Annotated in this window: 18 protein-coding genes and 1 pseudogene; all 19 read right to left on the minus strand. The window is 72.5% G+C overall.

Features of this window, described 5'->3' with window-relative positions:
* Positions 1–4: 4 nt before the first annotated feature.
* Complete coding sequence (locus ACFY0O_RS09660; RefSeq protein ID WP_388944911.1) at positions 5–1,000, minus strand: alpha/beta hydrolase; 996 nt, start codon at positions 998–1,000, stop codon at positions 5–7.
* Between the two features lie 36 nt (positions 1,001–1,036).
* Positions 1,037–1,486 (minus strand): hypothetical protein, encoded by a 450-nt coding sequence (locus ACFY0O_RS09665; RefSeq protein ID WP_388944913.1) that lies wholly within the window; start codon positions 1,484–1,486, stop codon positions 1,037–1,039.
* 110 nt (positions 1,487–1,596) lie between these two features.
* The gene (cpt, locus tag ACFY0O_RS09670) at positions 1,597–2,145 is read right to left on the minus strand and encodes a chloramphenicol phosphotransferase CPT (RefSeq protein WP_388945585.1); all 549 of its coding nucleotides are present in this window, start codon (positions 2,143–2,145) and stop codon (positions 1,597–1,599) included.
* A 111-nt stretch (positions 2,146–2,256) separates the two neighbouring features.
* A pseudogene (locus tag ACFY0O_RS09675) lies at positions 2,257–2,625 on the minus strand (GNAT family N-acetyltransferase); the annotation flags it as partial.
* A gap of 69 nt (positions 2,626–2,694) precedes the next feature.
* On the minus strand, positions 2,695–2,838 hold the full coding sequence (locus ACFY0O_RS09680) for a hypothetical protein (protein WP_388944915.1): 144 nt from the start codon (positions 2,836–2,838) through the stop codon (positions 2,695–2,697).
* Positions 2,839–2,948: 110 nt separating this feature from the next.
* Positions 2,949–3,593 (minus strand): OmpA family protein, encoded by a 645-nt coding sequence (locus ACFY0O_RS09685; protein WP_388944917.1) that lies wholly within the window; start codon positions 3,591–3,593, stop codon positions 2,949–2,951.
* Positions 3,594–3,597: 4 nt separating this feature from the next.
* Positions 3,598–4,188 carry a hypothetical protein gene (locus ACFY0O_RS09690; RefSeq protein ID WP_388944920.1) on the minus strand — a complete coding sequence of 197 codons (591 nt, stop codon included), beginning with the start codon at positions 4,186–4,188 and terminating at the stop codon, positions 3,598–3,600.
* 30 nt (positions 4,189–4,218) lie between these two features.
* A complete protein-coding gene (locus ACFY0O_RS09695) occupies positions 4,219–4,875 on the minus strand; it encodes a pilus assembly protein TadG-related protein (RefSeq protein ID WP_388945588.1) in 657 nt (218 codons plus the stop codon).
* 2 nt (positions 4,876–4,877) lie between these two features.
* A complete protein-coding gene (locus ACFY0O_RS09700) occupies positions 4,878–5,123 on the minus strand; it encodes a hypothetical protein (RefSeq protein ID WP_388944922.1) in 246 nt (81 codons plus the stop codon).
* 110 nt (positions 5,124–5,233) lie between these two features.
* The gene (locus tag ACFY0O_RS09705; RefSeq protein WP_388944924.1) at positions 5,234–5,929 is read right to left on the minus strand and encodes a response regulator; all 696 of its coding nucleotides are present in this window, start codon (positions 5,927–5,929) and stop codon (positions 5,234–5,236) included.
* On the minus strand, positions 5,929–7,071 hold the full coding sequence (locus ACFY0O_RS09710) for a sensor histidine kinase (RefSeq protein WP_388944927.1): 1,143 nt from the start codon (positions 7,069–7,071) through the stop codon (positions 5,929–5,931). Before ACFY0O_RS09710 ends, ACFY0O_RS09705 begins: the two co-directional genes overlap by 1 nt.
* Positions 7,072–7,073: 2 nt before the next feature.
* Positions 7,074–7,976 (minus strand): DUF5936 domain-containing protein, encoded by a 903-nt coding sequence (locus ACFY0O_RS09715; protein ID WP_388944928.1) that lies wholly within the window; start codon positions 7,974–7,976, stop codon positions 7,074–7,076.
* 18 nt (positions 7,977–7,994) lie between these two features.
* Entirely contained in the window at positions 7,995–8,933 is a 939-nt protein-coding gene (locus ACFY0O_RS09720) for a type II secretion system F family protein (protein ID WP_388944931.1), read from the minus strand.
* A complete protein-coding gene (locus ACFY0O_RS09725) occupies positions 8,930–10,276 on the minus strand; it encodes a CpaF family protein (RefSeq protein WP_358894958.1) in 1,347 nt (448 codons plus the stop codon). The genes ACFY0O_RS09720 and ACFY0O_RS09725 overlap by 4 nt, the downstream gene beginning before the upstream one ends.
* A gap of 2 nt (positions 10,277–10,278) precedes the next feature.
* Positions 10,279–10,746, minus strand: a complete 468-nt coding sequence (locus ACFY0O_RS09730; RefSeq protein WP_388944934.1) for a TadE/TadG family type IV pilus assembly protein — start codon at positions 10,744–10,746, stop codon at positions 10,279–10,281.
* 1 nt (position 10,747) lies between these two features.
* Positions 10,748–11,119, minus strand: coding sequence for a TadE/TadG family type IV pilus assembly protein (locus ACFY0O_RS09735; RefSeq protein ID WP_388944936.1), 372 nt, complete (start codon positions 11,117–11,119; stop codon positions 10,748–10,750).
* A 3-nt stretch (positions 11,120–11,122) separates the two neighbouring features.
* A complete protein-coding gene (locus tag ACFY0O_RS09740; RefSeq protein ID WP_388944938.1) occupies positions 11,123–12,397 on the minus strand; it encodes a CpaE family protein in 1,275 nt (424 codons plus the stop codon).
* Between the two features lie 7 nt (positions 12,398–12,404).
* Positions 12,405–13,106, minus strand: coding sequence for a Flp pilus assembly protein CpaB (gene cpaB / locus ACFY0O_RS09745; protein WP_388944940.1), 702 nt, complete (start codon positions 13,104–13,106; stop codon positions 12,405–12,407).
* Positions 13,107–13,145: 39 nt separating this feature from the next.
* Positions 13,146–14,033 (minus strand): hypothetical protein, encoded by an 888-nt coding sequence (locus ACFY0O_RS09750; protein ID WP_388944942.1) that lies wholly within the window; start codon positions 14,031–14,033, stop codon positions 13,146–13,148.
* Positions 14,034–14,211 lie beyond the last annotated feature (178 nt).

The raw sequence follows: 14,211 nt of genomic DNA on the forward strand, positions 1-14,211 counted from the left end.
GACGCTACCGGGCCGCGGCCTCGGCCAGGAACTTCCGTTCGCGCACCCGCTCCCGTTCGGAGACGGTGAGGGGGAAGAGGGTGAAGCCGTGCATCGCGCCCGCCACGACGCCGAGTTGGACGGGGGCGCCCGCCGCCTGCCAGCGCCGGGCGAGGAAGAGGGAGTCGTCCAGCAGGGGGTCCTCCGTGCCGACGACGATGCGGGCGGGCGGCAGGCCGGTCAGGTCGGCGTAGAGCGGGGAGAGCTCGGGGTCCCGGCGCTCCTGCGGGCCGGTGCCGGGGGAGAACAGCTCGTAACTGCCGCGGAGGGAGTCCGTGTTGCTGAGGAGGGGGCGGGGGCCGAAGGCCCGCTGGCTCGGGGTCATGGAGAGGTCGTAGGGGCCGAAGAGGAGGTGGGCGGCGCGGAAGATCCCGGCGATGCCGTGGCGGTCGCGCAGGCGCAGCAGGGTCAGGACGCTGAGGTGCGCGCCGGCGGACTCGCCGCCGATGAGCAGCCGGTCGGTCCCGAACTCGGCGGCGGCGTGGGTGACGAGCCAGCGGGCGACGGCCTCGCAGTCGTCGGGGCTGGCGGGGAAGGGGTGCTCGGGCGCGAGCCGGTAGTCCACGCTCACGACGGCCAGCCGGGCCTCCTCCGCGATGCCCCGGAGCCGCTCGTCCTGCCCGTCGGCGGAGCCGAAGGCCCAGCCGCCGCCGTGGATGTGCAGGTACACCCCCTCGGCGTGTCCGGCGTCCGGCACGAAGGTCCGCACCCGGACCCCGCCCGCGACCGTCCGGTCCCGCCCCTGCGGGAGCCGCAGGGGCGGCTGGTCCCCGGCGAGCCGGTTGCGGCGCAGCCGGGCGAGGAGCGCGGCGTCCGGGGCGGCCCCGCGGACGGGGCGGCTCGCGGCGTCGGCCTCGAAGCGGGCGTTGAAGGTGAGGGTCTCGGCGAGGCAGTCCTGGTCGGTGAGCGGCAGGGTGGGGGTGGGCTTCGGGGCCGTCTTCGGGGTCGTGGTCGTGGTCATGCGGCAAGGTTCGCCGCCGTCCGCGACAGCCCCGTGTCACCCTTTCGTGGTGACCTGGGTCATGTTCTGGCGCCCGGCGAACTTGGTGACCGCCGCTTTCGCCAGCCGCCGGAGCTGGGACGGGCCCAGGAAGGGAAAGCGCATCACCCGGAGGGCGAAGAGCGCCTGAGCCACGAGGAGGGGGGGAAACAGCACTGGAACGAAGAGGAACAGCGGCAGCAGCGGAAGTAGCGGGAGGAGCAGCCACCCGGTGAGTCGGGCCCGGAACTCACCCTCCGGAAGGGCGGAGACCAGCCCGTAGACGAAGCTGATCAGGACGGACGGCACCCCGACCACCAGGAGGAGCCGCCATGGCTCGCTGGTGTGCCACAGCAGCTTGTCTCCGAGAGCCAGAGGGATCGCATAGATGATCGCGTAGCGGACCACCAGGTCGATGAACCTCAGCCCGATGATCCCCAGGTTCTTCCACGGCGTGCTCTCGTCCACGGCGTATCCCCCTCATGGCATGCCGAACGAGCGGCACGCCATGGGCGGCGGCCGCTGGCAACAGCCTGTCAGAGGGATTGAACATGTTCAATTGTTTCTAGTGAACATGTTCAATTTCCGTGGCCCGCGGATCGGGCGGGGCAGAGGTGGGCGGCGATGGTGCGGGCGCAGGTGAGGGATTCGGTGTGGGTGGTGTCGACCTCCAGGTCGTACGCCACGCCCCGGTGGACCGTCTCGGCCTGGGCCGCGGCCATCCCCGAGGGGCGGTCGCCGCGGGCGATCTCGCGGGCGGCGGCCACCTCGCCGTCGCAGCGGACGCCGACCCACAGGACGTCCAGCCCCTGGAGCGCCGCGCGCCAGCGCCGCTGGGACTCCGGGCCGCCGAGGAACACGTCGTCCACGATGATCCGGGCCCCGGCCCGGGCCATGGCGGCGATCCCGTCGGCCCAGGCGGCGTCGAGGGTGCGGAACGCCTCGCCGACGACGACCCCGCCGCCGTCGGCGAAGCCGATCCCCGCGTCCGAGGCGCGGAGGGAGGGCGGCATGGCGTCGACCAGCGTGTCCACGCCGAAGGCCAGCCAGGGGTCGGGCAGGACGGCTTGCAGGCACCGCACGATCCCGGATTTACCGGAACTGGAGCCGCCGTTGAGGATGATCACCCGGGTTCCGGACGCCGCGGCGTCGGCAGCCGGGGCACCCGTGAGGAAACGCAGTTCCGGGCGCTCCCACGTCACCTTCGGCGGCGCGGGGGCGACCGTGCCGACGCGCTCGGCGCCCATGCGGCGGTAGAACGCCTCGGCCGGCGGGTGCGACACGACGCGCACCTGCGGGAGGCCGGCGGCGCTCGCCCGGTCGAGCATGTGCCGGATGAGCAGCCGCCCGACTCCCGACCCCTGCGCGGCGTCGGCCACGAAGGCCAGGTCGAGTTCGGCCTGGTCCGGCAGGAGCGCGTAGAAGCCCAGGATCCGGCCGTCGTCCGCGACGAAGACCTCGTTCCGGTCGATGTAGTCGGACGTCACCCGGTAGCCGGCGACGATCGCGGCGTACGGTCCGGAGTAGGCGCCCGACTGCTGCACGAGTGTGGTGAGGGCTTCGGCGTCGTCCGCGGTGGCACGCCTGATCGTCAGGGACTGTGGCATGCGGCGGAGTATATGGATCAACTGGTTTAGTGACCATTACATTTCGGGGGTGCGGGGGTGTCCCCTCGCTCAGGCCCCGAGGAGTCCGAGGAGGCGGTTCACCGCCTCCTCGGCGGGCTGGCCCACCGCGCCGACGGCGGCCGCGATCTGCGCGAGACGGCCCAGGACGAGGCCGCCGCGCTCGGGCAGGGCCGCGGGATCCGAGGTGAGCACGGGCAGGGCCCGGTCGACGGCCCGGTTGGAGGACCGGCTTGTCGACCTCGCGAGCGGCCGGTGCCTCCTCCCAGAGGAGGGGTGGTGGGGCGGGGGGAGAGAGGCCCCGGTTACTGGCCGGCCGCGCCGCGGGGGAAGGTGATCTCGACGCGGCGGTTCTTCTTGCGGCCTTCCTCGGTGCTGTTGTCGGCGATCGGGTAGTCCTCGCTGTAGCCGCGGACGTCGTAGGTGACGCCGGGGTTGGTGACGGTCTTGGCCAGTTCCGCCTGGACGGCGTCGGCGCGCTGCTTGGAGAGTTCCTTGCCGTGTTCGTAGCTGCCCTGGTCGTCGGTGAAGCCGAAGACGCGGATGCGGGTGGCCTTCTGGGTGTTGATCTCCTGCGCGATGGCCTGGATGCGGGCGGCGGCCTGGGCGTTGAAGACGGCGCTGTTCTCGGGGAAGAGGACCTCGGACTGGAGGGCCATCATGACGTTCTGGTTGGTCTCCTGCCGACGCTGCTCCCCACCGAGGTCTTCGACGACCTCGGCGATGTCGAGCACCTTGATGGGCGCGAGGGTGCCGCCCTGGGGGATCTTGAGACCGGGGGCGTTGGAGTCGATGGGCACGGGCGCGGCGGGGGAGGGCTCGGTGCCGGGGGGGACGGAGGGCTTGGGGTCGTCGGCGTGGGCGCTCGTCGCGCCGAGGAGGTGGGCTGCGGCGATGACGAGACCTACGACGGCTGTCGCGGCGGAGACGCGGTAGGGGCGCTTGGTCATGGGGTCACCCGGAGAGTTTGACGGTGGCCGTGGCGAAGGTGGGAAGGTTGAACTCGACCTCGCCGGTTGATGCCGGCGGCGTTGGGAACTGGGCGAAGAAGGGGATCACCTGACCCGCGTCGACGCTGGAGACCCCCGTCGTACAGAGGCATCGGGACTCCGTGTCCCGTAGCACGTAGTAGCGCTTCTTGCCCGCCTTGTCGACCAGCGTCGCGCCGGCCACGGACTCTCCTGATCCCTTCAACTCGATTCCGCGCCAGGCCACGGTGTCTTTGTAGGACTGACTGCCCGTGTTCTTGAGCTGACCGTTGATGGTGAGGAAGCCGCCCGGATCGCGCTGGACTGAATTGATCTCCAAGACCATGCCATCTTGCCCTTTGAGGGTGGCGAGGACCACGGCCGGTGCGGAGCTCTGTTCCTTGCCGGGGGTAGAGGCCTGAGCACCCGCGTTCTGAGACTGCGACTGCGATGGCTTCTGCGCCCCCTTCGCGTCACCACCGCCGCCCCCGCCACAACCGGCCGCGGTAAGGGCCAAGAGCGTCGCGACCGCGACAGCCGCTCCCCCACGCATCTTTGCCATGTGCCGAATGCCCATCTATGACGCTTCCTTGTCTCTTGTTCCCCGTCAGTTGACGAGACGCACGCTGAAGAGCTTCCTGCCGAGATCGCGGAGGGAGCCCGGCTTCATCGGATCGAGCTTGATCGGGCCGCCCTTGTCGCAGGTGAACGTGACCAGGGGGGCCTCTGCTGAAGCAGTCGGAGTGGGCTCTGGTGTGGCGTCCCCCGGCGGCACTGTCGGTGCGGGGGACGGCGTCGCCACATCCTGCAGGTGGCACTTCGACTCGACCAAAGCGGTGGCCGTGGCCGTCCCGTGCATGCCGTTGGTGCCCGGAACCACCGAATCACCGACGGTCCGGTCGCTCTCGACCGTAACGGTGAACTTCGGCGGTGACGCATCACATTGCGCCTTCGCCCCATTTCGCGCCGCGAAAGCGTCGGCCTCCGCGCAGGCGCCGTTCGACTTCAGGTAGTCGGCATCGACGATCTTCGCCCAGTCCTCGGGCTTCAGCATCGCCAGGTCGACACCGAGCAGGACCCGATCCCGGGCTTCCCTCCCGGCCGCCAGAGCGGCGGCATCGGCCGCACCTTGGGCGTCGCTGCGGGTGACTGCCGCTTGGCCGATGACGAAGAAGGCGAGCGCCGCGAAGAGCAGACCGGCCACCATGACGACGTAGAGCGGAAAGGCTTGCCCCCGGTCCGGTGCCGACCGGACTCGCGTCATCGTCACCCGGCCTTGATGTTCTCCACGGCTTCCTTGATCCGCTTGGTGATCTCCGAGCCGATACCCGAGCCGACGATCGCGCCGATGATCACCACGACCACCAGGATGATGCCCAGGTACTCGAACGCGGTCTGGCCCCGGTCGGGGGTCGAGTGGCGCTTGCGGAGTCGGGAGACTGCCGTGTCCGTCCAGTCGGTCAGGCGGAGCTTCGCCTCGACCGACGCCTTCAGCAGCGAGTTGTGTGACATGGGGGTTCCCTCCCGTACCGGTGCCGCTGTCGATTTGCGGACCGTACGGGGAGTCAGCGGTCGTCACCAAGGGTCCCGGGGCCCAATTACGGACCCACTGCGCACCGTGTCTACCCATGTCCACTCACCCCCGGGCGGGCGGTTCCCAGCCAGTGGGCTATCGCTTCGCTGCGGCTCGTGCTCTGGAGTTTGGCGAAGATGCGGTTGATGTGGTTCTTCACCGTCTTCTCGCTGATGAAGCACACCGCCGCGATCTGCTGGTTGCTCATTCCTGACGCGATCAGGTCCATGATCTCCACCTCCCTCGAACTCAGGCCGAAGAGAACGGAGTTGTGTAACCGCTCCGGAGACTGTGCCACAGTTCGTTGCGGTTGCGAAGAGGTGCGGAGGTCGGTGAGGAGGGTGGCGGCCGCCGTTGGCGTGAAGTGGGGGCGGCCCTCGCGGACGTCGTGGACCGCTCTCACCAGGTCCTCCGGCGTGAACTCCCCGTGGACCAGGTAGCCGCCCGCGCCCAACAGGAGCGATTCCCGGACGATTTCCGACTCCCGGCTGTACGTGAGCATCAGCACCGGCGCCAGCCGGACCAGGTGCGGCAGGGCCGAGATGCCGTCCACGCCCGGCATGCGGACGTCGAGGAGGATCAGGTCCGGGGCGTGGCGGCGGGTCAGGCTCAGGGCCTCGCGGCCGTCGGCGGCCTCGGCGGCGACCTCGATGCCGTCCGCCGCCGCCAGCAGCGCCGCGAGGCCGGCCCGTACGACCGGGTTGTCGTCGGCGATCAGGACGCGTAGGGCGGGCGGGGCGGGCATCAGGGGCTCCCGAGGGGGAGAGGGAGGGGGAGGGTCAGGTGGAGGCGGGTGCCGTTGGTGCCGTCCTCTTGGGGGCCCAGGTGGAGGTCGGCGCCGATCGCCGTCGCGCGTTCGCGCATGCCGAGCAGGCCGTAGCGGCCGGGGGGCGCTCCGCCGGGCGGGAGGCCGTGGCCGTCGTCCGTGACGGTGAGGGTGAGGTGGGTGGGGGTGGTCTTCGCCGTGAGGGTGACGTGGGTGGCGGCCGCGTGGCGGCGGGCGTTCTCCAGGGCCTCCGAGGCGATGGAGAGGACGTGGTGGGCCACGGGGGCCGGGAGCGCGGGGAGGGTGGGCGGGGTGTCGACCGTCGTGCCCGGGGCGGCCAGGGCGTAAAGGGCCGGGGCCAGGGGGACGGCCGGGCGGGGTTCGCGGAGGTCCGTGAGGAGGGCGCGGGACTCCGTCACCGCGCGGCGGGCCGCCACCGCCAGGAGGGCGGACCGGACGCGGATGGTCGCCGGGTCCTCGGTGAGGCTCAGGGCGTCGGCCGTCAACGCCAGGCCGTGCAGGGTCTTGGACACCGAGTCGTGCATCTCCCGGGCCAGCCGGTCGCGTTCGGCGCGGATCGCCTCCGCCACCGCCAGCTGCGCGCGGGCTTCGGTGAGGCGGACCAGGAAGTCGCGGACGGAGGAGCCCGCCGCGCCCGACAGGACGCAGAGGAGGGAGAGCGACAGGCCCCCGCCCAGCGCCGCCACCACGGCCGTCTGCGCCGCCGCGTACAGCGCCGAGCCCCGCCAGCCGTAGACCAGCCCGGCCAGCAGCGGGGTGCCGAGGGCCACCAGGCCCAGCGGGGAGGCGGGGCCCGCGGTGATGAGGAGGAGGGTGCCCAGGGCCATGTCGGCCGCGAGCAGCCAGCGGTGGCGCAGCAGCAGGGGGCCGCAGCGCTCCCAGTCGCGGAAGAGGGCGTAGGAGAGCATGAAGGTGAACAGGACGGCGGCCGAGACCAGGTACGTCGGCGGGCCGGGGGCGGTGTGCGACAGGGCCAGGGGGGCACCCAGCGGGATCATCACCAGGCGGAGCGCGAAGACCTGGCGGCACAGGGACTGGAGGGCGTTGGCCCGCAGCCGCAGGGAGGTGCCGGGGGCGGCGGCGGGGGCGAGGACCGCCATGGTCAGCCACCGCCCAGCAGGGCGCCGAAGTCCACGTTCGCCCCGTAGACGAACCCGCAGACCAGGAGGATCAGGGTCCCCGGGAGCATGAACATCGTGACCGCGAACGTGGCCTTGGGGACGGCCCGGGCGGCGCGCCGGCGGGCGTTCTGGGCGTCCGTGCGGCGCATGTCCTCGGCGATGGCGATGAGGGTGTCCACGATCGGCGATCCGAGTTCCTCGCCCTGCTGGAGGGCGGTGACGAACTGGGCGACCTGCTCGCTGTCGTTGCGGCGGCGCAGCTCGTCGAAGGCCTGGCGGCGGCTGACGCCCATGTCCATCTGCTGGAGGGTGATGCGGACCTCGTCCGCCCAGGGGCCCTCGTACTTGGCCGCCACCCGGTCCAGCGCCTGCCGGAAGCCGAGCCCGGCGCTGACGACGACGGCGAGGACGTCGAGGAAGTCGGGCAGGGTGCGTTCGATGTCGTCGCGGCGGACCCGGATCGCCGACCACAGGCCGGCCTCGATCCAGAACAGGCCGAAGGCGGTCATGAGCAGGGCGACGACCAGCCGGCCGTTCAGGAGCATCGCGAACGCGCCGAGGCCGCCGAGGAAGCCGTAGACCGCGCGCCGGGCGGCGTAACGGTCGATGGTCAGGCCGGCCGGGTTGCCGGCCCGGTCGATCTGGGCGCGTTTGCGGGCCACCCGCTTGGGGCCCATCAGCCGCAGGACGAGGGGGGCCCAGCGGATGCCGAGGCGGTCGACGACGGAGCCGACGGCCGTGGTGCGGGAGGAGCCGACCTCCAGGGCGAGGGCGAGGTCGGTGGGGAGTTCCACGTCGGCGCGGTAGAGGCGGATGCCGTGGAGGACGCCGAAGACCGCGAGGGCCGCCACGACGGCGAGGAGGAGGGGAAGGTAGGCGGGCATGGTGTCGTCGTCCTCCCGTCAGACGTCGATCTTCGACAGGCGGCGGATGAGGACGAAGCCCAGGGTGAAGAGGCCGAGCGCGATCAGCACGGCGGTCTGCCCGATCAGGGCTCCGGTCATCCGGTCCAGGGCGCCCGGCATCATCATGTCGACCAGGAGGAGGGAGCCGAGGCCGATCGCCGGGACGAGGTAGGCGGTGACGGTCACCTGGGAGAGCTGCGTACGGATCTCCCGGCGCGTCTCCTTGCGCTGCTCCAGGGTGACGACGAGGTTGCGCAGGCTCCCGACGATGGCGCCGCCGGCCCGCGCCGACAGGACGAGGGTGGAGACGAGGACGACCAGCTCGCGGGAGGGCAGCCGGTCCACGATCTCCCCCAGCGCCTCCTCGATGGAGTGGCCTACCGCGAGCCGGTCCGCGACCCGGGACAGCTCCTCCCCCGCCGGTGCCTCCAGTTCCTCGGCTGCGATCCCGATGGCCGTGCGCAGGGCGAGCCCGGCCTGGGTGGCGTTCGCGAGGATCCGGGCGAGCTCCGGCAGCTGGTTGATGAACCGCTCGGTGCGGCGGGTCCGCTGCCAGCCGAGGAAGGCGTTCGCCGCCCACAGGCCGATCAGACCGGCGACCGGGCCGAAGAAGGGCGCCAGGAGGGCGGCGGAGACCAGCCAGACCCCGGCGACGGCCATCAGCACGTAGACGAAGAACTCGCCCGGGGTGAGGTCGAGGCCGGTCGTCGCCAGCTTCACCTCGATGCGCCGGCCGAGTCTCGTGCGGCGCAGCCGCCGGTCGACGGCAGGGAACCGGCGCCGGCGGCCGGTGGTCTGCGGGGCCCCCTCGGCGGCGAGGCGTTCGACGAGGGCGGCGCGCTGGGCGAGGCCGGCGGCGTAGGCGTGCACCCCGAGGGAGACGAACAGGCCGGCCAGCAGGGTGGCGCCGAGGGTGAGGAGGACGAGGTTGGTCACAGCAGGGTCCGTGAGGTCAGCGGGTCGAAGGGGGCGTCGGGCGGGGCCACCCCGAAGGCCTGGGGGATCGGCTGGTTGTTCATGTAGAGGCGCTCCGCGATCCGGCGCGGCAGGGGGGCGTAGGCGAAGTAGCCGTGCACGCGCCCGTCGGCGGCCATGGGCTGGGCGACGTAACGGCAGACCGTGGTGATCCGGAACGGTTCGCGGCCGTGGGATTCGAGCACGGAGATCTCGGTGATGCGGCGCGAGCCGTCCCCGAAGCGGGTGAGCTGGACGATGACGTTGACGGCGCTGTTGATCTGGTCCTGGAGCGCCTCGAAGGGGATCTCGACCTCCGACATGGAGGCGAGGGTCTGCAGGCGCATCAGCGCGTCCTGGGAGCTGTTGGCGTGGACGGTGGCCAGGGAGCCGTCGTGGCCGGTGGACATGGCCTGGAGCATGTCGAGGGTCTCGCCGCCGCGGACCTCGCCGACGATGATGCGGTCGGGGCGCATGCGCAGGGAGTTGCGCACGAGGTCGCGGATGGTGATCTGGCCCTTGCCCTCGACGTTGGCCGGACGGGACTCGAGGCGGATGACGTGGGCCTGCTGGAGCTGGAGCTCGGCGGAGTCCTCGATGGTGATGACGCGCTCGCCCTCGGGGATCAGGCCGGAGAGGGCGTTGAGGAGGGTGGTCTTCCCGGTGCCGGTGGCGCCGGAGACGATCAGGTTCATCCGTGCCTGGACCAGCCCGGACAGCAGGAGCAGCATCTGCTCGTCCAGCGAGCCGAGGGCGATCATCTCGGGGAGGGTGAAGGCGCGCGGGAAGCGGCGGATGGTCAGGGTCGCGCCGGTCAGGGACAGCGGCGGGATGATGACGTTGACGCGCTCGCCGCTGGGCAGGCGGGCGTCGACCATGGGATTGGCCTCGTCCACGCGGCGGTTGACGGTGGAGACGATGCGCTCGATGGTCTGCATCAGCTGCTCGTGCGAGGCGAACCGGATCGGCAGCTGCTCGACCCGGCCGGCGCGCTCCACGAAGATCTGGTCGGGGCCGTTGACCATGATCTCGGAGATGGAGGCGTCCTCCAGGAGCGGTTCGAGCACGCCGAGGCCGAGGGCCTCGTCCACGACGCGCCGGATCAGCTGGGCGCGTTCGGCGGTGGAGAGGACGGGGCCCTCGCGGCTGATGATGTGGCCGAGGACCCGTTCCAGGCGCGCGCGGCGCTCGGCGGGGGCGAGCGCGGACATCTCGGCGAGGTCGATCTCCTCCAGCAGCTTGGCGCGGTAGGAGGAGACGAGCCGGCCGTCCTCGCGGGGGCTGTGGCGGTCGTCGGGGGTGCTGACCCGGGAACGCAGGCTCACGGTCACGGTCCCTTCGGGTCGTCGTTGGGCATGACGGCGGTGGCCTTGGCTTCCGGTATGTCGAGGCCGGGCACGATGCTGTTGATCTTGATCGTCACGGTGGCGGTGATCGCGTCGCCCCCGGAAGGTACGGAGATCTGCGCCGACAGGCCGTCACGGATGGCGGCACGCCCGGCGGCCTCTCCCCGGCCCGGGTGCTTGGCCTCCACGCGGGCCGCCGTGCGCGCGGCGGTGTCGGCCTGTTCGTGGACGTACGCGATCCAGCCCAGCTGGATCCCGCACAGGGCGACGAACAGCAGGATCGGGACGAAGCCGATGTACTCCAGGGCCACCTGCCCCCGGTCGGAGCGCAGGGCCCGCCAGGTCCGGCCCGGGCGGGGTGGCGGGCTCGCGGGGCCGGCCGCGCGGAGCGCGTGCGTGCCGCCGGGCCGGGCGGTGGGCCCCGGCCGCTGCTCGGGATGCCGGGGCATCTCAGTTCTCCCTCTCCATGGCCGCACCGGCCTCGCCGGTGATGGGGACCCCGATGTCCAGGCCGGGGTAGAGGACCGGGATGTTGAGCTTGACCGTGGCCTTGTAGACGTCGCCGGACGGGCCGCAGAGCGCCGACATGCCCCATGCGTCCCCGATGTGCTCGGCGGCAGCCGCCTCGCAGGCACCGTCCCCGTGCACCGCGCCCGCCCGCGCCCCCTCGTCGGCCGCGTTCCCGGCCAGCGAGAAGGCGTACCCGATCAGTACGCACTCCCACACCGCCGCCACGAGCAGCAGGATCAGCGGCACCATGCCCACGAACTCCAGGGCCACCTGCCCCCGGTCCCGCTCCCGCTCCCCCGGCCACCGGCGCATCCGTCAGCCCTCCCGGCCGCGCCGCAGCCGCGCCACCGGCCCCGCGGCCCGGACCGCCAGGGCCGAGCCCGCGGCGGCCCGCGCTCCGGCCGCGGCCCCCTGCTCCGGGACCGCCAGCAGGCCCAGCTCCCCGGCCAGCGCCCACAGGGCCTGCTTGACCGTCGAGCGGTTGTCGAGGTCCTGCACCCGGCCCGCGTCCACCACCCCCTGGAGCTCCTTGTAGGCGGCCGGGACGGGGGTGCGGGTGGGGCGGGTCTTGGTGATCTTCTCGATCAGCGCGGGCTGGATCTCGGTCTGCTTGCTCCAGCGGTTGACCACCAGCGCGGTGTCCTCCGCCTTGCGTACCTGGAGCCGCTCCCACATCCGCACCATCCGTTTGGCCGCCCGTACGGCGACCACGTCCGGGGTGGTCACCAGCACGGCCACGTCCGCCTGCTCGACGGCGGTGGCGTTGGCGCCGGTCACCTGGGTGCCGCAGTCGACCACGACCAGCTCGTAGCGGGCGCGCAGGGCGCTGAGCACCTGGCGGGTGGCGCGTTCGTCGAGCTCCTCGCCCCGCTCCCCCTCCGCCGGGGCCAGCAGCAGCGCCAGGCCGGTGCGGTCCTCGTAGACGGCGTCCTGCAGGACGCGCGGCGAGATGTCCTGGATCCCGGCGAGGTCGGCGATGGAGCGGCGGAACTGGACGTCGAGGTAGGAGCCGACGTCCCCGGCCTGGAGGTCGAGGTCCACCAGGGCCGTGCGGCGCCCGGAGGCGGCCGCGGCGAGGGCGAACTGGACGGCGGTGAAGGTGGTGCCGACGCCGCCCTTGGCCCCGGTGACGGTGACCACGCGGCCGCCCGGCCCGGAGAGGACCTCCGAACCCCGGCCCAGGTGGCGGCGTACGCCGGCCGACCACTGGGCGGCCGCGCCGACCCGGGCGGCGAGCTCCTCGTAGTGCAGGGGCAGGCCGACCAGGCCCCGCGCGCCGGAGTCCATGGCGGCGGAGAACACCTGGGGCCCGGCGTCCGAGGAGAGCAGGACGACGCCCACCGCCGGGAAGCGCAGGGCGACTTCGCGGACGAGTTCCAGCGCGGGGACGGGCCCGATCCGCTCGTGGACGAGGACGACCTCGGGGAGCTCGTCGACGGAGTCGGCGGCGAGCCGGCCCAGGGTGTCGAGGAGGGTGGTGGAGTCGGGGACGGGCGGGGCGGGCTCGGCGTCCGGGAGCTGGCTGAGGAGGGCGACGATGGAGCGGGCGGCGTCGGCGTCGCCGGCCGCGGGGAGGATTCGAGTGGTCATCCGCGCCTCACTTGTCCCCGTCGAGGGTGTACGTGCGGTCGCCCGGGCCGGGGGCGGAGTCGGTGCCGGGGGCGACGAGGGCCAGGCGGACGTGCTCCGCGAAGGACTCGGCGTAGGCGACGCGCTGGGTGTCCTTGGTGTTCAGGGCGAAGGTGATCGGGACGGCCTCGGCGGGGCCCTTCTTGTCGCCGTCCTTGTCGAGGGCGGTGAGCTTGCCGACGCCCAGGACGCGGGCGTTGGCGACGATGATCACGGAGCGGGCGGGGTCGGACTCCTTGGCGCCCTTGAAGGTGGCGAGGATGTTGACCTTCGCGCCGGAGGTGATCTTCCCGGCCACGCCGGTGGCCGCGTCGATCATGATGGCGATCTCCTGCTCCCCGGGCTGGAGCTGCGGCTTGTCGACGAACATGTCGCTCTGGAGCAGGGAGCCCTTCTTCAGGGTGGTGAGCGCGATCTTGCCCCGGAGGGCCCCGAGGTCGCTGACGGCGGTGTCCGACAGCCACCGCTTGGGGACCTTGACCTCCTCGAACTGCCCGGCGGTCAGCGCGCTGTAGGGGGCGATGTCGCCCTTGACGCGGTACGCGACGACCTCGGCGCCGACCTTGGAGTTGACGTCGCCGATCACCACGAGCACCCCGGCGAACGCCGCGAGGGCGCACACGGCCGACAGGAGCAGCAGGATGACGCCGCGGCGCTGGCGTGAGTTCATGGACCGTCGTACCTCGCCGTTCTTCGTTCGTTCGGGCGGTCAGGAGCCGGCTGTGGCGTGGGACCGGGGGGTGGTGCCGGTCTCGGGGGGCGGTGTGGCGATCGGGGCGGCGCAGAAGCCGCAGCGGTCGCCGATGAGCTCGAAGCCGCACCAGCGGCACTGCTCGCGGCGGACCGAGGCGACGAGCTGGTAGAGGACGGAGACGTCCGGGATGGCGGCGGCGAACTCGACCAGCTTGGGGGTGGCCCACCAGCGCGCGGAGTCGGCCGGGAGGGGGTTCTCCATGACGCCCTGCACCTTCCAGGCGGGGGCCAGTTCGGCCGTGACCCAGTCGGAGGTGAGGGTTCCGCGGGCGAAGGTGAGGTGGGTGGCGAAGGCGGGGCCCGGCGGCAGGACGCCGCCGTGGGCGGGGGCGGCGGCGCCGATCCTGGCCAGATGCGGCCGGGGGTGGGCGAGCACGGCGAACTGGGCGCTCGGCGACCAGGAGCGGGCGTGGGCCTTGAGCCCGACGGGGATCCGGTCGAGTTTGGCGACGCTGCCCAGCACGGCGCCCGCGTAGATGTAGTGGGAGAGCAGCCGGGCGGCGGAGGCGAGCACTCCGGGGCTGAAGTCGCTGACGGTGAGCTGGCGCAGCTGACGGGCCAGCACGGCCGTGCCCAGGGGAGGGAGGTCGATGTCGAGGAGCGCGATCCGGTCGGTTTCCAGGATGGCCCGTACGGTGTGGAGCCGGCGCACGGTGGCCGGGGGCAGCCAGGGCGGTACGAGGGCCACGAGGTGGCCGTGGCGCTCCAGCAGGGCGCCGGTCTCGGCGAGCGCGCCCTCCAGGTCGACCTCGCCGGGCGGGTGCAGGACGGCCGCTCCGGGGGTGTGCCGGTCGGGGGCCGGCAGCACCAGATCGGCACTGGTGACAGCGATGGCGGTCGGCACGCGAATCCCCCCGTTCACCCTGTACGCGACGGCGGTTCCCCTGGCCGTCACGTGCGCGCTCGTACGCCGGGGCGCACGCGCGGTACTGCGCGACCGCAAACGCCCGGCGCGCCTTCCCCCTTGCCCCAGCACCATATCCGCGTCACCCCTGGCCGGTCAGGGGCTTGGGAATTCCCGT

Source organism: Streptomyces sp. NPDC001594 (genome assembly GCF_042893675.1).
GTDB lineage: Bacteria > Actinomycetota > Actinomycetes > Streptomycetales > Streptomycetaceae > Streptomyces.